The 19,856-nt window shown below is 57.5% G+C and carries 10 protein-coding genes; 5 read left to right on the top strand and 5 right to left on the bottom strand.

Annotation, left to right across the window (positions count from 1 at the left end):
• Positions 1-64: 64 nt before the first annotated feature.
• The 3 genes from ACQG2G_RS16595 to ACQG2G_RS16585 all read right to left on the bottom strand — a co-directional run bounded on the left by ACQG2G_RS16595 (position 65) and on the right by ACQG2G_RS16585 (position 13,345).
• A complete protein-coding gene (locus ACQG2G_RS16595) occupies positions 65-10,702 on the bottom strand; it encodes a BapA/Bap/LapF family large adhesin (protein WP_248078635.1) in 10,638 nt (3,545 codons plus the stop codon).
• Between the two features lie 696 nt (positions 10,703-11,398).
• The gene (locus ACQG2G_RS16590; RefSeq protein WP_013098385.1) at positions 11,399-11,755 is read right to left on the bottom strand and encodes a hypothetical protein; all 357 of its coding nucleotides are present in this window, start codon (positions 11,753-11,755) and stop codon (positions 11,399-11,401) included.
• Between the two features lie 183 nt (positions 11,756-11,938).
• Entirely contained in the window at positions 11,939-13,345 is a 1,407-nt protein-coding gene (locus ACQG2G_RS16585) for an MFS transporter (protein WP_080453193.1), read from the bottom strand.
• Between the two features lie 340 nt (positions 13,346-13,685).
• On the opposite strand from ACQG2G_RS16585, the gene ACQG2G_RS16580 reads away from it, so the two are divergent.
• Positions 13,686-14,600 carry a LysR family transcriptional regulator gene (locus ACQG2G_RS16580; protein ID WP_013098383.1) on the top strand — a complete coding sequence of 305 codons (915 nt, stop codon included), beginning with the start codon at positions 13,686-13,688 and terminating at the stop codon, positions 14,598-14,600.
• On the opposite strand, the gene ACQG2G_RS16575 is transcribed toward ACQG2G_RS16580, so the two are convergent.
• The gene (locus ACQG2G_RS16575; RefSeq protein ID WP_013098382.1) at positions 14,584-15,177 is read right to left on the bottom strand and encodes an L-threonylcarbamoyladenylate synthase; all 594 of its coding nucleotides are present in this window, start codon (positions 15,175-15,177) and stop codon (positions 14,584-14,586) included. The genes ACQG2G_RS16580 and ACQG2G_RS16575 overlap by 17 nt on opposite strands.
• Before the next feature lie 38 nt (positions 15,178-15,215).
• Complete coding sequence (locus ACQG2G_RS16570; RefSeq protein ID WP_023620864.1) at positions 15,216-15,995, bottom strand: L-threonylcarbamoyladenylate synthase; 780 nt, start codon at positions 15,993-15,995, stop codon at positions 15,216-15,218.
• 235 nt (positions 15,996-16,230) lie between these two features.
• Here ACQG2G_RS16570 and ACQG2G_RS16565 point away from each other — a divergent pair, with 235 nt between their 5' ends.
• From ACQG2G_RS16565 to ACQG2G_RS16550, 4 genes are read left to right on the top strand one after another with little or no spacing between them, the layout of a single operon-like run.
• Entirely contained in the window at positions 16,231-16,707 is a 477-nt protein-coding gene (locus ACQG2G_RS16565; protein WP_013098380.1) for a YbhB/YbcL family Raf kinase inhibitor-like protein, read from the top strand.
• A gap of 10 nt (positions 16,708-16,717) precedes the next feature.
• Positions 16,718-17,944, top strand: coding sequence for an HlyD family secretion protein (locus tag ACQG2G_RS16560; protein WP_061772500.1), 1,227 nt, complete (start codon positions 16,718-16,720; stop codon positions 17,942-17,944).
• Between the two features lie 12 nt (positions 17,945-17,956).
• Entirely contained in the window at positions 17,957-18,562 is a 606-nt protein-coding gene (locus ACQG2G_RS16555) for an L-threonylcarbamoyladenylate synthase (protein WP_061772501.1), read from the top strand.
• Positions 18,559-19,785, top strand: coding sequence for an MFS transporter (locus ACQG2G_RS16550; RefSeq protein WP_061772502.1), 1,227 nt, complete (start codon positions 18,559-18,561; stop codon positions 19,783-19,785). Before ACQG2G_RS16555 ends, ACQG2G_RS16550 begins: the two co-directional genes overlap by 4 nt.
• Positions 19,786-19,856: the final 71 nt, after the last annotated feature.

Genomic DNA, 19,856 nt, shown 5'->3' with positions numbered 1-19,856 from the left:
ATAAGTACAGCTTTATTGTTTATGCCCGGGCGCAGTGCGCCCGGGTCAGGTACTACAGGTGCTATCAGGTCACGATGTGTTGCTGGTTAACTAACTCGTCGTAGGTGGTCTGGACGTTATCCAGCGTCACGAGCGTGGTATTGGTATAGGTACTTCCTGTACCGTCACGGTCGATGGCGATCACGGTACTGCCATTGCTGTTCGTCACATGCAGGTAATTACCGAGCGTTGACGCACTGCCGTTCCAGCCCACCAGCAGATCGCCGATGTCAATTTTGTCTCCCTGGGCCAGCGAGAAGTTGGTCCAGTGATCGCCGGCGGTACTGCTGACGTTACCCGCGGTGGCGTTGCCTGCGGTGCTGTTCAGCACCTGATAAATCAGCGTATCGCCGTACGCGGTGCCGGTAATGACATCGTTATGCTCAGAACTGACGAACTGCGGCGCCATATTGATGGTCAGCGTGGCAGTGTCCGTATTGCCGTTGGCATCGGTGAGGGTGTAGTTGAAGACCTCCTTCGACGTGATGGTTGAGAGCGACACCCCGCTGTTGAGGGTGTAGGTGTAGTGGCCGTCTGCGCCAATCGACAGCGTGCCGTAATGACCCGTGACGTTGACCAGCGTACTGCCGGTGTAAGGATCCAGCGTGGTGGTGGTGCCGTCGAAGCCGGTAATGGTCACGCGGGTATCGACCGACTGCAGCTGATCCATCGCCCCGGCGGAATTCGTACCGTCGAAGATATTGCCGTCAACGGTGTGGCCGCTGGTGGAGTCGAACTGGGTCAGCGAGTAGGTGGTACCCGTGACACTAGGGGTAATAGTGATGGTTCCCACGCCTAGTGCACCAACGTTACCGGTATAGCTGAGGGTGTAAGTGCCTGCGTTTAGATCAAGGCCAGTTAAAGGGATATCCGCATTACCGCCCAGCAATATTCCGCCGTTGAATGAACCGGTACGTATTGTTGTTCCGTCCTGAGATAACGTCCAGTTAACCGTCAATCCGCCCAGAGACAGGAGCGAGGCCACATTGAAATGCAGCACTGCATTATGCAGAGCTGTGTTGGTATCTACCACAAAGGTGCCACTTCCACTTCCTGATGATGGGAATGCCAGCGTGCTCCAACTGGCGCTCCCCACATCCGTATCAGAGTAAGCCGAGGTATGGTGTACCGACGTGACACTCATCTCGGTGCTGACATCGTTCACCGCATCCATTGCCCGCGCGGTTGGGGTAATGTTGAGCGAGCCCGTATCTTTCGCGCCGTTTGGTGCCGTAATGGTATAGACGAAGGTGTCCGGCGTGCTGATATGGTCCGCACCCACGCCGCTATTCAGGGTGTAGGTGTACTGGCCGGACGAATCAATGGTCAGCGTGCCGTATTCTCCCTGAATGTCGGTTGTTCCACTGCTGTTAACCGCCACACCGTTCACTTCCGTCACCACCGTGCCATCCGGCACCGGATCGTTTGCCAGCACATCCCCCGTGGTGCTCTCCCCGATGCTGGAGACGCTGTAGACATGATCCTGCAGCACGCTCAGGGTGTAGGCCGTCAGCGCGGTGATCCCTGCCGCCGTATTGAGCAGGAACAGATACTCCCCGGCAGGCAGGTTCAGCGTCAGCTGCGAGGAGGTGCCGCCCAGCAGCGGCGCACGCAGCCAGCCCGGCTCAACGCGCATCTGCTCGAAGGTCTGGGTCGCGTTGTTGAACTTATAGACGTACAGGTCGAACACCGAAGCCAGGGCTACGCCCCCCACGGAGGCCTGAATCGTCATGGTGCGGGTTGTACCTTCCTCCACGGTGTAGATGATTGGGTTGGTCATATCGTCCAGCAGGTTCAGCCCCAGCGTGTTGCCGAGATTGATCCCCACCAGGGTAAAGCCGCTTTGCGACGATGTGCCGTTATCGATGGCCTGGACGGTGGTGTCGAAGGTCAGGGAAGCCGCGTCGTCTACGGCGACAATGCCATTCGCCACGCTGCCCGAACCGAGCGACAGCACAAGGTTCGCCGACGCGCTGACACCGTTATGGGTAATGGTGTAGGTGAAGCTCTCCGTGCGGCCAATCACCGCGGCACTGGTGTCGGTGAGGTTGTAGGTGTAGCTGCCGTCGCGGTTAATGGTCAGCGTACCGTACTGCCCCTGAATCACCGTGCCGTCGGCGTTAACGCTGGTGGCGACCCCCAGCGCGTTGGTCACGGCGGAGACGGTCGTACCTGCCGGAGCGTTATCGCTGCCTGCGGTAGGATCGGTATCCAGGATCACGTTACCGTCCAGGCTGGTGTCGCCCGTTACGGTCCCGGCGCTGGTCTCTTTCACCGCCACATCCAGGCTGGTGTACGAGCCGGTTGCCAGCAGGTTGGTGTTGTAGCTCAGCACGCGATACTGGCCATCAGCGAGCCCGGTCAGGTTCAGCGACACGCCGGTGGCCCCAAGGGTCAGCAGGTCGGCGAACTGCGGTTGTCCGGTATCCACGACGGTGGTCCAGGTGTTGTTGACGGTATCGAAACGCTGCACCACCAGCTCCAGGGTGTTGAGCAGCGAAAGCACCGCCCCCGTGGCGTTGGCATTGACCACAATATCCGCACTGCCGCCGCTGCCCACGTTGAACTCAACCTGGGCTGTATCGTTGCCCAGCAGGGTCAGCACGTTGCCTACGGCGCCCACCAGCAAGAAGCCATAGTCGCTGTACTGGCTGTTGGTGACGGTGGCGGTGGTACTGAGATCCAGCTCTTCAACGTTATTACTGGCAGAGAGCGGCACCACCGGTGCAAGGACCGAGCCCGGCTGCGAGGTGTTACCCGCCGCATCGGTGGCCGTGATCTGCAGCGTCTGGCCTTCGGTCTGCTTGTTGAGGAAGGTGTAGCTGTAGGCGCCATTGCTGTCTGCGGTGGTGGTCACCGTTGACCCGTCCGCGAGGCGGATGGTGACGGTGCTGCCCGCTTCCGCCGTACCGGTCAATACGCTGCCGTCAGCGTTAAAGGTCCCGGCAGGCGCGTTTGGCGCCGTCACGTCGACGATAACGGTTGTCGAGAGGGAGATCGGGCTGGTACCGGCTGAGTTGGTCGCCGTGGCGGTAAAGGCGTGTGAGCCCTCGCTTAATGCCGGGGTCGTAAAACTCCAGTTACCGCTGGCATCCGCCACTACCGTACCCATCGACACGCCGTTGTTATACAGCGTGACGGTGGCGTTCGGCTGTGCGGTGCCGCTCAGGGTTGGCGTTGTGTCATCGGTGGTTTTACCGTTGGTCAGCCCTCCGGTAACGCTACCGACGTTATCGTCAATGTTGGCGATAACCGGTGCGTTTGGAATGTTGGTTGATGGCGCAACCACCGAGGCGCTTACGCCAGCGTTACCGGCCTTATCGGTCGCGTAGACCAGCAGGGCTTCACCGTTGGTCTGCGCCGTGGTGAGGGTAGCGCTAAAGTTGCCGTTACCGTCTGCCGTCGCGGTACCGAGCACCGTACCGTTACCGCTGGTGATGGTGACGGTGCTGCCCGCTTCCGCGGTACCGGTGACCTGGGTTCCGTTAGCGATCACCTGCAGGCTGGTCGGTGCGCCCGGTGCCGTCAGGTCCACCAGGATTGTGGTCACGGTTGATGGCGCGCTGGTATTGCCCGCGGCATCGGTGGCGGTGGCGGTGAAGCTGTGCGAACCTTCCGTCAGCGTGGTGGTGGTCTGCGCCAGCGTCCAGTTGCCGTTGGCATCGGCGGTGACCGTGCCAACCAGCGTGCTACCGTCGTAGATACGCACCGTCGCATTGGCTTCGGCGGTACCGCTCAACGCTGGTCGGGTGTCGTTGGTCGGGTTATTGCCCGTCACCGGCCCGGTAACGCTGCCCACGTCGTCTACAATCGCGCTGATGACCGGTGCGGCTGGCGCGGTGGCATCCACGTTGATCACATACCCGGTGGTGGGTGCGCTGGCGTTGCCCGCCGCATCGGTGGCGGTAAACGTCAGGCTGTGCTGACCATCGCTGAGCGCCGGGGATGGCGTAAAGCTCCAGTTACCGCCGGTGGCGACAACGCTGCCAATCTGCACGCCGTTATCGAAGATTTTCACCGTCGCGCCCGCTTCCGCCGTCCCGGTGAGGGTTGGCTGCGCGTCGTTGGTCAATCCGCCATTGGCGACAGGCGTAGCGGCATTGCCGACATCATCCACAATGCTGCTCAGCACCGGCTGCGCAGGCGGCGTGGTGTCGATGGTCAGGTTGAAGGTTGCTGACGGCGCGCTGGTGTTACCTGCCGCATCCGTCGCCTGAGCCGTAAAGCTATGTGGACCGGTTGCCAGCGTGGTGGTCAGCAGAATGCTCCAGTTTCCGCTGGCATCCGCGGTACCGGTGCCCACCAGCGTCGTTCCTTCATAAATATTCACCGTGGCAAACGGCTCGCTGGTACCAACGAGACGCGGAATGGTGTCGTCGGTGCTTTGTCCGGAACTGACCGGGCCGGTGATCGTGCCCACGTCATCAACCGCCTGGCTGATAACCGGCGCGTTAGGCGCAGTGGTATCCACCACCAGCGTAAAGTCAGGCGATGCGGGGCTGACGTTGCCCGCCGCATCGGTGGCCGTGACGGTCCAGGTGTGGCTGCCATTCGCCAGCGTGGTGGACGGGGTAAAGCTCCACGCGCCGCTGCCGTCAGCCTGGGCGGTGCCGACCTGCTGGCCGTCCTGATAGACCGTGATGGTCGCGTTGGCCGCGGCTGTGCCGTTAAGGGTTGGGGTGGTGTCGTCCGTGCTCTGCCCGGAGGAGAGCGGTGTCTGAACGCTGCCCACGTTATCGCTCGCGGTCAAAATGGACGGCGCTGTCGGGGCGGAGGTATCCACCGTCAGGTTAATCGGTGCCGACGTGCTGCCGGTATTGCCTGCTGCATCGGTGGCGTTGAAGGTAATGGCATGTGGTCCTTCGGTGAGCGCCGTGCCCGGGGTGAAGGTCCAGTTCCCCTGAGCATTGACGACCGCGGTACCAATCTCGCTGCCATCAACAATGATGTGCACCGTGGCACCGACTTCGCCCGTGCCGTTGAAGGTGGGTTTCGTGTCGTTGGTGCTGCTGCCGCTGGTGAGCGTCCCGGTGACCGGACCGACATCGTCAATCACGCTGGTGACCACCGGCGCGGAAGGACCGGCGGTATCAACCGTGAAGACGAAGACCGGCGAGTTGGCTGAGACGTTACCGGCGGCATCGCTGGCGTTGATGCGAATGTTATAGCTGCCATCTCCCAGCGCCGGATTAGGGGTAAAGCTCCAGTTGCCGTTGCTGTCTACCGGTGCGGTACCGATCTCCACGCCATTGTTCAGGATGTGGATGGTACTGCCGACAGCGCCTGTCCCGCTGAGGGTTGGCGTGGTGTCATTGGTGACCTGGCCGGTGGTGAGATTACCGACAATCCCGCCCGCCACGTTGTCGCTGACGGTTTCCAGCACGGGGACCGCCGGCGCCGTCAGGTCAACCACCACGCTCCAGGCGTTTGACGACAGGCTGACGTTACCCTGCGGATCGGTGGCCTTGACGGTGAAGCTGTGCGACCCTTCGACGAGGGCGGTCTCAGGCGTAAAGCTCCACGCGCCGGTACCGTCCGCCGTGACGATGCCAATCTGCGTATTGCCATCAAAGATCGTCACCACGCTGTTCGCTTCCGCCGTACCGGAGAGGGTAGGCGTTGCGTCGTTGGTGGTATTGCCGCTGACCACGGTCGTGGCGGTGTTGCCGACATCATCGGTGACGTTAACAATCACCGGGGTGGTGGAGCTGGTGTCAACCACGATGGTGAAGCCTGCCGATGGCGCACTCTGGTTGCCCGCCGGATCGGTCTCACGGATGGTCAGCTCGTTGCTTCCCTCCGCCAGCGCGGATGGCGTGAAGCTCCAGTTACCCGTCTGGCCGACCACGGTGGTGCCCAGCAGGGTGCCGTTGCTGTAAATGGAGATAGTATCGCCCGCCGTGCCGCTACCGGTCAGGGTTGGGCGGTTGTCATTGGTGGTCTGTCCGTCCGTGAGTGGACCGGTGCCTGGGCCGACATCATCAATAACCGCGCCAATGGCAGGCGCGTCAGGCGCGGTGAGATCAACGGTGACGGTCGCCACCGGCGAACGTCCGCTGGTTTCGCCATTCAGCGTGGCGGTGACCTCAAAGGTGTGCGCTCCTTCACCCAGCGGCAGAGCTGGCGTATAGCTCCAGTTGCCGTTTGCATCGGCGGTCACGGTTGGCAGCAGAACCTGCACGCCATCCTGATAGACAGTGATTATGCTGCCTGGCTCTGCTGTCCCGACAAGGGTCGGCGTCGTGTCGTTAGTGGTTTTGTCTTTCACATCGCCCGTAACCGGGGCCGTATCGTCGTTGATGACCGTAATGACGGGCACGTCCGGGAGGTTCGGCTGCGTACCGGTGACGGTATAGGAGGCTTCAGGGCTGAGATTCCCTGCGGCATCCGTGGCGGTGATGGTCAGCGCCGCGCCGTCCTGCTGGGCCGGGCTGAGCGCCACGGAGAAGTTGCCGCCGGAGACCACCCCGGTACCGATCACGTTACCGCTGGCGTCTGTAACGATAATGGTGGCACCCTCTTCGCCGGTACCGGTCAGCGGCGTCCCCTGTGCAGCCACGCTGATATTGTCCGGCGCTGCCGGAAGCACGGTATCCACCGTGACGGCAAGCGGTGCAGAGTCTCCGGAAGCGTTACCTGCCGGGTCGACCGACGAGACGGTGAAGCTGTGTGGGCCTTCCGCCAGCGTGGTGTCGGCGGTCCAGCTCCAGGTCCCATCCGGCTGGACGGTGACCTGGACTGTGGATGGCGTACCGTCCACGCTGACAATCACGGTGGAGCCCGGCTCGCCGGTGCCGTTGAGGGTTGGCGTACCGTCGCGGGTATAGAGCGTCCCGTTGGTGAGCTGGCTCTCTTCAACGCTGTTGATCTGCGGGATCTCAGGTGCAGTGGTATCGACGGTGACGGTAAAGACCGGGCTGAGTGCGCTGACGTTACCCGCAGCGTCGACTGCCGCAACGGTGATGTTCAGCGGGCCATCCGTCTGCGTGGGCAGGGTAAATGACCATTCGCCGTTAGCCACAACCACGCGTCCAAGCTCGACGCCATTGTTATAGACGATTACCGTTTCACCCGTCACACCGGTTCCACCGACGGTTGGCGTGGTATCCGTAGTAACACCGCCATTCGGCTCACCGGCGATGGCGCCAATCACCGGGGTATCCGGTGCGAGGGTATCGACGGTGATAGTGATCCCCGTAGAAGGGTCAGAGACGTTACCCGCCTCGTCGGTGGCGGTAGCGGTAAATTCGTGGCTGCCCTCGTCAATAGCGCTTTCAGGACGCCAGCTCCAGTTGCCGTTGCCGTCTACCGTGACGGTACCCACGGCGGTTGGTGTGCCGCCATCAACGCTATCATAAATGGTAATCACATCGTTTGGCGTACCGGTGCCACTCAGTACCGGACGCGGATCGTTGATGGTTTCGCCATCGGCAACCGGGCCGGTTATCTGGCTGACGCTGTCGGTAATGACCGGGACCGCGGGCGCGGCCGGCGCGTCGGTGTCGATGGTGATAGTCACCGGCTGGGACGGGGCGCTTTCGTTGCCCGCGCCGTCCTTGTTGGTGACGGTCAGGGTAATGTCATAGGTGCCGTTGGGCAGGTCGGTGGATGGCGTCCAGCTCCAGTTGCCGTCGCCGTCCACCACGGCGTCACCGATTTTGTCAGTGCCGTTGTAAATCGTCACCGTATCGCCTGGATTACCGGTACCGCTCAGCGTCGGCGTGGTATCACGGGTGGTTTCCCCCGGGTTCAGCGACGTGGGTGCTGAGCCATCCGGGTTTACGGTGATGGCTGGCGTGTCCGGTGTGGCCGGTGCGACGGTATCGATCACCAGCTCGAACGGATCCGAAATCGAGGTATTCCCGGCGGCATCTGTGGCATGGATCGTCAGCGAATGCGGGCCGTCGGTGAGCGGCGTGGTAGGGGTAAAGCTCCAGCCGCCGCTGCCGTCGAGCGTTGCGGTACCGAGCAGCGTGGTGCCGTCATACACGGTGATGACCGTGCCGTCTGGGGCGCTCCCCTGAAGTAACGGCTGGGTGTCATCCGTGGTATCGCCGCTGCTGAGCGGGCCTTTAACGTCTCCGGCGTCGTCGGTGACGGTTGCCAGCGTCGCGACCGGCGGTGGGGTGGTATCAACGGTAAAGGTAAATCCACCGGATACCGGGCTGGTGTTACCGGCGACATCGGTGGCGATCGCGGTCAGGGTATGTGTGCCGTCGCCAACCGGCGTGGTGGGCGTAAAGGTCCACGCGCCGCTGCTACCGACCACCGCGGTGCCAATATCGACGCCATCCAGACGGATGGTGATCGTTGAGCCGGGTTCACCGGTACCGTTGAGCGTCGGCGTTGCGTCATTGGTGGTGTCGTTGGCACCCACCGGGCCGGTGCCCACAGGGACATTATCGACAAGCTGGGTGATGGCGGGCGCATCAGGCGCCGTTCCGTCAATGGTAATGGTCCAGGCGTTTGAAACGTTACCGTTGCTTGATGTCGCCGTCAGTACATGGGCACCTTCGGCCAGCGGGGTGGATGGCGTAAAGGTCCACTGCCCAGATGATGGAACAACGACCGTGCCGAGGACGTCGACGCCGCTATGGATGGTGATGGTCGAGCCTGGCTCCGCCGTGCCGTTCAGGGTAGGGGTGCGGTCATTGGTGATCCCATTCTGGCTGATGGGGCCTGTGACGCCGGGTTGATCATCCACCACAGAGAGGATATCGGGTGTCGTGTCCGGTGCGGTGAGGGACGCCGCCGGACTCTGGTTGCCCGCCGCGTCAGTGGCTACCACCGAAAGCTGTTCGCCGTTTGTTTGTGCAGGCGAAAGGGTCGCAACAAAGTTACCGTTGCCGTCAGTGGTGGCGCGGCCAATCACGTCGCCGTTGCTGTTGGTGATGACGATTTTGCTGCCTGGCTCGGCGGTGCCGGTAACCTGGGTTCCCACCGGGTTAATGGCAATAACGGGCAGCGCCGGTGGCGTGGTATCGACGGTAAAGTTTACTGGCTGGGATTCTGCGCTCTGGTTGCCCGCCGCATCGGTTTGTTTAATGGTGATCGAGTGCGGGCCTTCCGCGAGCGGGTTGTCTGGCCTGAGACTCCAGGTGCCGTTTGGCAGCACGGTGGTTTGCCCAATCAGCACACCTTTGTCATAGACCAGGATTGTACCGCCAGGCTCTCCCCGTCCCGCCAGCAGTGGTTCAGAGGAGTCGGTGAACTGGCCTGCGGTAATTGCGCCTTTAATGGCCCCGGTCTCATCGCTCAGTACAATCGCCGTGGGCGTTGCCGGAGGGGTGAGATCCACGGTGAGGGTGAATACCGGAGAGGCGGGTCCGGTGTTGCCAGCGGCATCGGTTGCCCGAACGGTGAACTGGTGGGTGCTTTCACCCAGATTGACCGAGGGCGTGAAGGTCCACGTGCCGTTGCTGCCGGTGACCGCCGTGCCAATAGCGACAGAGCCGTCATAGATGGTTACGGTGGAGCCTGGTTCGGCGGTCCCCGAAAGTTGAGGACGCGGATCGTTAGTGCTACCTCCGCTGCTTACCGTTCCTTTGCCGGGATCAATATCGTCCGTTGCGCTGCTAATGGTGGGCGCGCCGGGCGCAACCGTATCGACAACAAAACTGACGGCAGTGGATGCCGGGCTGGTATTGCCTGCCGCATCGGTCGCGGTTGTGGTAATGGTGTGGCTGCCGTTGGCGAGATCGGTGGTGGGGGTAAAGCTCCAGCTACCTTTAGCATCCACCGTGGTGGTGCCAATCTGCTTGCCGTTATCGTAGAGAGTGATGGTGCTGCCTGGCTCGCCGATACCGCTGAAGGTCGGGCGGGCATCATCGGTGCGCTGGCCGTTTTCCAGCGGGCCCGCTTTGTCGCCGGCATCGTCATTTACCAGCAGGATGTCCGGGGCATCCGGCGCGGTGGTGTCCGGAGCGGTTATGGTCGTGCCCGGGCTGGTATTTCCGGAAGAATCCGTCGCGGTGGCGGTAATTTGTTCGCCGTTAGTCAGCGGCGTCCCCAGGTCGATGGTGAATTTACCGTCGCTGCCGGTTTTGCCGGTGCCGATGACGTTGCCGTCGGCGTCTTTCAGCGTGATGGTACTGCCCGGTTCGGCGGTACCGGAGACGGTTTTACCATCCGGCGAGAACTGAAGGCCGGACGGCGCATTCGGCGGAGTGGTATCTGGATCGGAAGGGTTTGTCGGCGTGCCGGGGTTGCTGCCGTTGTCATCATCGTCATCCCCACCGCCGCCACCGCCGGTGCTTGCCGCCGCCGCGATGCCACCCGCGGCGACAATGCCACCCAGCACCCAGGGCCAGATGGCCGCGCCGCCTGCATCACTTCCGGATGCGGCAAGCAGGACGTCAGTGGAGGCAATAGATTCATAGGTGGCCGCCCCGGCGGGGTCCTGAATCCACCACAGCGCGCCCTCACTGTCCTGCAGTACCAGCTGGCTCGCCCCTTGCGCATCGGTGACGAAGAAATTTTTAACGGTAATCACCTCGCCGGAGTGTAGCGTGATCACCAGATCGTTACCGTTGCGGGCGAAGTCAGCGACATTGGCTCGCTCTACCTTAAGCTCAACGATAGAGGAATGGCTCAGCGTAACCTGAGTGCCTTCCGTGGTGGTTTCCACACCCGTAAGTTTCGATATAACAGAGATTTGGCTCATTTAGTGAGTACTCCAGCAGAGTTATCGTTAACGGCGAGCAAGATGAGCCATCTCTGTTAAGGGTAAAGCGCGCCCCCGGCGGAGTAACTGTTATTTAAAACAGCGCTCACCGTATTTATTTTCAGCGCGAACGATGCCCGCCAGAATGCAGAGTGGCAACATCAGAGCGAATCTATTTATTTGAGAAAAACTATCAACAATGTGATTTTGTCTTTTATATAACCTTGTGTTTAATAGAGGAATTAATCCGGGACGGTATAAAAATGATATAGTCAGAAAAGTCTGGATATGCAAATTAAGCTTTAGTAAACATGGCGCAAGGATGTGAAGAGGGCATTGCTTTATAGATTTTGTTTATAATTTAAAATTTGTAAGCCATTGATTGTTTGCGATTAGTTCATTTTTGATGAGTCGGTTTTTTATGCATTTTCGCCGCGGGAAAATAATTGGTAGGTGATGATTTTAATCGTATTCTGGCATTGATTGTTTATGGTTGCTTAATTGCGGTTTAAGATAGGGTAATGTTTTTGATGTAAGATATATTATATTTATTCGCATTTTATAAATATTCTTTTACAGGGTTAAATTTTCTGCTAGCAGGCGATATTTAATAGAATGGTGAGGGGTAAAATACGCCTGGCTTTATTTGAGGCAATAAAAAAGGCCGCGCAGGCGGCCTTTTTATCTGTGTGACGGTTACTCAGTGACTTTTTTTTCCAGCTCGCTGGCACCTTCTTTGGTTTTGTTCCAGCCTTTCTCAGCACCTTCTTTGGTGGCGTCCCAACCCTTCTCGGTGCCTTCTTTGGTTTTGTGCCAGACTTTCTGTGAGTCTTCGCTGACCTTGCTACCAAAGCTTTCGCTTTTACCTTCTGCAGCATGTTTCTGTTTCAGCTTCAGCTCTTCACCTTTGTTCTGCTCTTCGTGCAGTTTTTGCTTCGCTTCGTTGGCGTTAGCGTTCGCCGCGGCGACGGTATCATCAGTTGCATGTGTGGTCGCAGCAAATACTGGAGAAGCCAGCAGAATGGCAGACAATGCGATAATTGTTTTTTTCATAATATCCTCATTTACGTTATCGGTTATGAGCGTGATTCAGCATGTCACAGACAAAGCGAAGCGGCTTTAGGAAAAAACTGTAAAAGGGTGGAGGCCATAACGGCGCTATTATCTCCGGGGCAGCCAAAATAATCATAAATGCCGCTCACTCGGCGTGAGACGGCATTTTATTAGTCACCGTGATTAAATATTTTCCAGGTCGATACCGCGCGTGTTGGGACCAAAAATACCAATGGTGAGCATAACAATCAGCATACTGATCACAATAAAGGCAATGACCGCCGTTGAGCCGCTATATTGCAGTATCAGACCGATAATTATACTGCTGAAGACGGTGGATAAACGGCTAAAGGAGTAACAAAAGCCGACCGCTCGCGCCCGGATTCGGGTGGGGAAAATCTCTGACTGATAGGAGTGGTAACTGTAAGTCAGCCAGGCATTGGACCAGGTAATAAAAAAGCCGCAGGCAATGAGCAGCAGTGGGTTGCTCTGAAACGCAAACAGCGAACCAAAGATGACCGTGGTCAGACAGGACAAGACGATTTGCCATTTATTTTCCATCCGATCGGCATAGCGGCTGCAGATAAGCGCGCCGAGAGGATAGGCCAGCGTGATGAAAAAGGCGTATAACAAACTGTGCGTGACGGATGTCCCGCTGCCGGACAGCAGGGCGGGCAGCCAGTTTCCGAAGCCAAAAAAGCCAATCGCCTGAAAGATATTCATCACCACCAGCATCGCAACCCGGCCACGGTAGCGCGGAGACCAGATATCTTTAAACCTGCCCTTGAGTGAACTCTGTTCGTTGTGCTGCCCGGCGCGGAGAGGGAAATCCGCCTGTTCGCCGCTGCCGCAGCGCTTCTCCATCTCCTGCATGACGGTTCTCACCTCATGAAAGCGCTTTTGCTGCAGCAGCCAGCGCGGAGATTCCGGCAGCCCCTTGCGCACCAGCCAGATAATGATGGACGCCAGCGCGCCAGCGATCACCACGAACCGCCATCCGCTCAGGCCAAACCACATCTGCGGCACCAGCCACCATGACATCAGCGCGACGGCAGGAACCGAGAGAAATTGAATGAAAAAGGCGAAAGCAAAGGCGCGGGTGCGAAGGTGAGCAGGTACCCACTCTGTCAGATAGGTATCAATGGTGACCAGTTCAACGCCGAGGCCGATGCCTACCATAAAACGAAAAAAGATCACCCATTCTGCCTGATGCTGAAACGCCATGACGAGGGAGAACAGCCCGTACCAGAGCAGGGCATACATAAAGGTCGCGCGTCGGCCAATGCGATCAGCATAGGGGCTGAGCAGGCTGGCACCGATAAAAAGCCCCAGAAAAGTTGCGGACGCAAACGCGGCCTGGTCGGCCATACCGAACACGCCCTGCTGGCCGGTGTGGAAGATGCCATCAGCAATGAGACCGGCGCTGATGTAGCCTGTCTGAAACAGATCGTAAAGCTCAAAAAAACCGCCAAGGGACAGCAAGGCGATGAATCGCCAAAGTCCGGCGGAAGCCGGTAAGGCATCGATCCTTGCCGCAAGATCGTCCTCGCGGATGGGGTTTTGTGCCCCCCACTGTGTTCCTGAAACTATGCATTCACTCACGGTTAACCCTCTCGTAACATTCACCCTGAGTCGTTATGCTAGAGGGAAATCAGCGGATTTAAATTTTTAATTCGTATTCAGAAGCAATAAATAAAGCATAAAAAACCAGATATTTTTCTTTTAGTGCGTGGATATTCACTCTCTGAGTTAACCCATTTTTCGAAGAAAATATATTCTTGTTACGCGGTGAAAAATAGCCGTGCGGCGCTGCGGAGTTATTATCGAACCGGGGCAGAACGACAATGCTGGAAAATTTTCACTTGACGATAGCAAGGACTTTTGCCACTAATTATCGGGTGATGTTTGCTGACCTGGTGCAGATTGTAGAATGGAAAAAATCGAGAATTTAATTCCGATGGTGGTTTTCGCGCGTGTCGTCGAAACCCTGAGCTTCACCGAGGCCGCACTCTCTTTGGGAATGTCGAAGTCATCAGTTAGCCGGGATATTTCAACGCTGGAAAAACGTATTGGTGCAATGCTGCTTAAGCGCACCACCCGGAAAATAGAGATTACGGAGCTGGGGCTGAGCTACTATCAGCACTGCTTCAAAATATTGAATGAACTGCGCGCCGCAGAACGCTTTATACGGGATTATTATGAGGAGCCGGCGGGGACAATAAAAATACTTGCCCCGGTGACGTTCGGAAAAGAGTATGTTGTGCCAGCATTAAATGCATACTTAGAACGAAATATTATGGCCAACGTCGATCTCGATTTATCGGATAAAGCGGTGGATATCAAAGAGAGCCAGTACGATCTCTCTATCATTGTGGCGCAGGACACACCAACCCATGAGCACACCAAATTTTTATGCTCCATCCAGTGGGGGCTTTATGCCACCCCTGACTGTATCGCCCGGATGCGTCCTGTTCTGACGCCGGGCGATCTCCCGGCCCACAACTACATTCTGTTTCGCGGTGTGGCGCGTACGGTTTCGCTGCCGTTCAGAAAAGAGAAACAGAAGGTCAATATTGACGTTCATAGCCGCTTCAGAAGCAACAACAGCGTGGCGCTGATCAGCATGGCGCTTTCCGGCCTCGGCATTGCTTACTTGCCCAATTACATTGCGCGAGAAAGTCTCGCCACCGGGAAACTGGTCCGGCTTTTACCCGGCTGGCAGATGGATGAATATAAAGTGTGGCTACTGTCCAAAAATAAAAACACGATGACCTCAGGCATTAAACGCTTTAGCGACGAACTTCAGCAGCTGATCGCCGGGGCCGAGGTCAAAGCAGGCTACTGATATCCAGCTCGCCATGACGCAGGATCGAGACTTTGTCATCCAGCAAAGAGATATGCGTGGTGGCGGTACGGCTGGGGTTTTTGCAGTTGGACGGGACAACCAGATCGACACAATCTCCCATATCTTCCCGGGCGAGCGTAAAACTGACAAGATCGCCCTCATCCTGCGGATACCCTGCCGGGATCACCACCAGCGGCCTGCCTAACCGGCTGATGATGGTTCGCATCTGACTGTTTTTCACGCAGACGACCGGGAGAATATCGCCTGCGCCGGGAAGAAAATCGGCGCGCTGTTTCTTTCGCAGGCTGATTTTAAGGGTGCCGGGCCAGCAGGCCCGGCTGAGCATTTCAATTTTGCTTCTTTGCCACGGGCTGACATCCACCCATTCCCATATGTCCGCCAGTTCGCAGAAGCAAAACGTCATCTCTCTGGTACAGGGCGATCTTTTTAACAGCGTCAATTTTTCCACGGCATCCGGGCTGTAAGGATCGGCTGCCAGGGCAAAGTGGGTATCGGTAGGGATCAGGATGATCCCGCTATTACGCAATACGGTAATGGCCTTGTCTATAAATGACATGATTATCGATATCCCTGTGACGCGGTTAAACCCAAAAATTAATAGTAATCGCCGTGGCGATAGTCCCAGGTATTAAACTGGGCGGACATGAAATTAATAATTTTATTCACGTCGAGACCTTTGCGAATTAATACCGGGCAAGGGGTTACTTTTCTGGCACTACCCTGTTCAGGGACCAGTTTCCCTTCGCTGTCCACCATGGACACCATCACGCCTTGTTCATAGCGACTCTCCTGGGTTTCATCAGGCTGAATAGACTTAACGTACTCGTTGGCACAAATAATTAAGTCTGCACGCGATTCGATGCGTTCCCCAATGAATTCCACCATGCCGCGGTTGCCTTTTCCTGACGGATTCGCCGAGCTGGCAAAAGAGAATTTCTGATGATTTTCCCACAGCTCTTTAGCAATCATTTCGCCGGGTTTGCCAAATTTAATCACGAAGCAGCTGGTTTTTCTGCCGTCCATCATCAGCTCTTTGAGGCCGTTATCGGGTAATCTGGCGATGGCATCTTCTCGCCACGGTAAAATACAGCCCAGTAATACGTCTGCATCCCAGTGGGCCTGATAAAATGCCTCGATTTCCGGGTTCATCTCCGCCAGCGATTTCAGCTGTTCCATACTGCCGCACAATACCACGCCGGGTTTATTACGGTTTCGCTGTTTGGCTTCGAATTTTCTCTCAAGACCCTCTTTATCTGAGGTCATAATGATATAACCCACTTTCGTAGGGCAAACAATCATTCCGCCTTCAGCCGATAATACGTTAATCGCTTCCGGCTGAACCTGACCATTCCACGCGACTTTCTTATTCATCATTCAATTCTCCCTGCACCGCACTGGTGTCATAAATTTAGGGAAAGGATGTCGTGTAATAAGAGGCTTCGCAATCAGCAGAGAAATTTTCACCGCATTGTTTCAGTGTTGGAACAATATCGCGTTATTCCTGGGCAATATGCCGGGTTGGTTAATTCTGTTACCGGTTTTGCTTTCAATCGGTTACCAATAGAACAACCCACCGGTAAATACCGATTTTTAAACAGAGGTTAACGCTATGAAAGTATCTATTGCAGGTTTAAGTGACTACGCTTTTCTCTCCAAAGCGAACGAATATCATAATTTTGGGGGGAATGGCGATAATGTCTCGCCCGCCTTGTCCTGGGAAAATGTCCCGCAGGGAACCAAAAGTTTTGCCGTAACCGCGTACGATCCTGATGCGCCAACGGGCAGCGGTTTCTGGCACTGGGTGGCGTATAACATTCCTGCCAGCCTGACCGGGCTTGCGGCAGGCGCGGGAAATCCGGCGAACACACCCGACATCAAACACGCCAGCTCCGATTTTGGTGCGCCTGGCTACGGCGGTTGCTGCCCGCCAGAGGGCGACATTCCGCACCGCTATATCTTCACCCTGCACGCCCTGAGCTGCGATGACCTGGGCGTGACGCCGGATCTGCCAAACGCGGTGATACGTTTCCTCATCAACATGCATACCCTTGAGAAAGCCAGCGTCGTCACGCTGTATAAGCGTTAATGAGGCGTGCGTGATTAACCGAATCAGAGCGGTTTTCGCCCGGTATAGCCTGCTCAAATGGGGCGTGGCGGGTGGCGTGCTGGTGGTCATTGTTCTGCTGTTTTTTGCGGGAATGGGGGTCTCCAGCAAGGAGGCCTTTATCAATGGCCGAATATCCACGGTGCTCTCCCCGCTGCCGGGACAGCTGGTGCTGGCGAAGAACATCGCGCCGGGACAGGCGGTCCGTGCCCGGCAATCGCTGGGAAATGTGGTCACCACGCAGGCGAACGACCAGATCCCCGGCCTGGTGGCCCAGCGCAGCGCGCTGGAGATCCAGCTTGCTGAACTCGACAAGCAAATTTCGGGGATCGATCAACGACTGCAGGTTTATCAGCAGCAGCGGCAGCAGTACCTCGCCGAGAGCAGGATGCAGCAGCAGTTAGGTGAGAAACAATCGGCTGCCACGTTTGTGCAACTGAAGGAGGAGTTGAGCGCGATTACGGCGCAAACCGCCTTCTCCCGACAGCAGCTTCAGCGCTATGAAAATCTCTACCAGCAGCGTTTCATCAGCCGCATGGAGTATGAAGAGCGTAAAAACAACACGCGGGTGTTGCAGGCCAGCCAGGAGGCGAAAGCAGCCGAGCTGCGTCAGCGTTTACTGGACGTGAATGCCGCCAAATCCGGCCTTCAGCTGACAGGGCCAAGAACGCTGGATGCGCCACAGCAGAATCAGCGCGATATGTCGCTCACAATCGAGAATATGCAGCAGGAGAAGCTACAGCTGATTGCCCGCAAGCAGGCGACGACGCAAAGCATTCAGGAAGTCGCTGCGCTCCTTCACTCCCGTCAGCAGGCGGCGCTCAACAGCAGCACGGACGGCGTGATCTGGGACGTGACGGAGGAGAGTGGTGCGAGCGTCCAGAACGGCACCCCGATTGTGCGCATTCTGGATTGCCGCACCCGCTGGGTAGAGGCGTTTTTTGATGAGGCTGACGCCGGCAGTCTGCGCCCGGGGATGGCGGTAACGGTGCGTCTGACCACCGCATCCGCCACGCGCTGGAAAGGAACGATAAGAACCCTCCGCGCAGGGAGTGGACGCGTGGCGGTAGGGGAGAGGGACGTACAGCCCCCGCCTGAAATCGCGCGCCGGCAGTTGCCCGTGAAAGTGCTGACTGCACATATCGATATCGACTGGAAAGACGTGCCGGATCCCGCCAGTTTCTGCCTCGCGGGCCGTAGCGTAACCGTCAACATTTAAACAGGAAAAGAGATGCAGCATATACATAATACGGTCGCCGCCCTGAAGCGCGGCGAGGTGGTTCTGGTCCCCACGGACACGAATTACGCCCTGGCGGCAGACCCGTGGAACATTGACGCCTGCCAGAAAATTTACGATCTCAAAAAACGCGAACGACAGAAACCGCTGACGCTTTTCGTCGCGGAACCGGCGCAGGCATGGGATTACATCGCCGTCGATAAGGTCCAGCACCGCGCTGCGCTCGACAAACTGATTGATGCCATGCCCGGTGCGCTGAATGTGGTGGTTCCGGCATCGGACAATGTGCCGCAGAACCCGTATCTGAAGCCGGAATCCATCTCTCTGGTGTGCAATCATCAGAGCGTGTTGCGAGAGGTGATTGCGCTGTTTGGCCGCCCGCTGGGGATGAGTTCTGCCAATCTTTCCGGCGTGGAGTCTGACTGCCTGATCGACATTGATGCCGCCCGCCAGACGTTTGGCGACCGTGTGGGCTATATTCTGCCCGCAGCCCAGCGTCCGGTGACAACGGTCTCCAGCACCATCGTCTCGTTACTGGAGAAGGAGATTAAAATCCTTCGTGCGGGAGATATGGATATTATGGCGATGCTGGCGTCATGACGACGCGCCGGTTACATCCCGGGTCTGGCAACCATGGCCTGTTCCTGGCCTACCGTATTATTTCCCGTTGCTATTTCCATCTTCCCGTCTTGCTGCTCTATTTCTGGACAATAGACATGGGGATGTACCGGATTATTTTCCTGCTGGCGCTGTATGGATTGACCAGCACCTTCAGCAGCGGCATACCCGGTTGGCTGCTGCGCTTTTTGTCACCCAGACAGACGGTGATTGCAGGCGAACTGATGAAGGCGCTGGGAATGGCGCTGATGCTCTGGAGCACCCGGCAAAGTGAGGTTAACCTCTCTCTGCTGATGGTGTCGCAGCTGCTTGGCGGCGCGGGATTTACCATTGCGCTGACCACGGATGCGGCCCTGCTGCGCCAGCTCACCGCAGGCGACCAGCACCGGTTTATGCAGATCCAGACCACGTCGCAAAGTGGGATGTTTATTGCCACCCTGATCGCCGGGTCGCTGGGGAGTATTCTGTTTGACTATAACCCCCAGTGGCCGTTTATCGCCGCCATTGTGGTGAGCGTTCTCTCCTCCGGGTGCGTGGCGTTGATTCGCGTGCAGGAGGCAGAGCCCGAACCTGCCCGGCCTGTTGAGCGGGTCTCTTTTTCGCCCAGAGGGGACCAGCTCTTCTGGATGCTGTTCTATTCCATTTCACGCGCTTTTACGCTGGCGCCGTTCATCGGCTTTATCCCGTTCTACTTTATTATGGTGAATGTCGACCCGCTGCTTTTCGGTGCCGTGCTGAGCTGCTTTACGCTCTCGTCCTGGGGAGCGATCAAAATAGCCGGGCCGTTTATCGCACGGTTTGGGGTAACGGCGTTACTGGCGACGACAAGCCTTTTTATGACGGCGGCGCTGGGGCTTTTTGCCAGCAATGAATGGCTTGCAGCGAGAGGCATGGACTATTTTGTCTCCGGGCTGCTGGCGCTGGTGCTGCTGGGGTTTGGCTCCGGGACGATCCGGCCCGTCACGCTTGCTAATCTCGATCTCTCTGCCAATACCCCGGATGAACGTATGCGCGTGTTCGGGCGCATGGAGCGTGATTTCGGGCTGGCCAATGCCTTTTTACTGGCCGTTGGGGCGTGGCTGCTGGTGAGCCGGGACTTTTCCACGCTGATGCTGATCTTCTGCCTGATCTATATTCTGGTGGTATGCATATCTGCACTGCTTTACTTAAAGAATTTGCGCAGCGGGGAGCACAGTTCCACCTGAGGAACAATTCATACGCAAAATGAAACTAATCTGACGAATAACGGATTCCCGTTGAAAGCCCCTCCTCTGTA

The organism is Enterobacter cloacae complex sp. 382A5 (genome assembly GCF_050031095.1).
GTDB classification, from domain to species: domain Bacteria; phylum Pseudomonadota; class Gammaproteobacteria; order Enterobacterales; family Enterobacteriaceae; genus Enterobacter; species Enterobacter cloacae.
This window is presented reverse-complemented; position numbering and strand designations above follow the sequence as displayed.

Excerpts from the sequence above, each read along its gene's own strand:
- ACQG2G_RS16595 (WP_248078635.1), bottom strand. The coding sequence starts at position 10,702 with ATGAGCCAAATCTCTGTTATATCGAAACTTACGGGTGTGGAAACCACC.
- ACQG2G_RS16590 (WP_013098385.1), bottom strand. The coding sequence starts at position 11,755 with ATGAAAAAAACAATTATCGCATTGTCTGCCATTCTGCTGGCTTCTCCA.
- ACQG2G_RS16580 (WP_013098383.1), top strand. The coding sequence starts at position 13,686 with ATGGAAAAAATCGAGAATTTAATTCCGATGGTGGTTTTCGCGCGTGTC.
- ACQG2G_RS16575 (WP_013098382.1), bottom strand. The coding sequence starts at position 15,177 with ATGTCATTTATAGACAAGGCCATTACCGTATTGCGTAATAGCGGGATC.
- ACQG2G_RS16570 (WP_023620864.1), bottom strand. The coding sequence starts at position 15,995 with ATGATGAATAAGAAAGTCGCGTGGAATGGTCAGGTTCAGCCGGAAGCG.
- ACQG2G_RS16565 (WP_013098380.1), top strand. The coding sequence starts at position 16,231 with ATGAAAGTATCTATTGCAGGTTTAAGTGACTACGCTTTTCTCTCCAAA.
- ACQG2G_RS16555 (WP_061772501.1), top strand. The coding sequence starts at position 17,957 with ATGCAGCATATACATAATACGGTCGCCGCCCTGAAGCGCGGCGAGGTG.
- ACQG2G_RS16550 (WP_061772502.1), top strand. The coding sequence starts at position 18,559 with ATGACGACGCGCCGGTTACATCCCGGGTCTGGCAACCATGGCCTGTTC.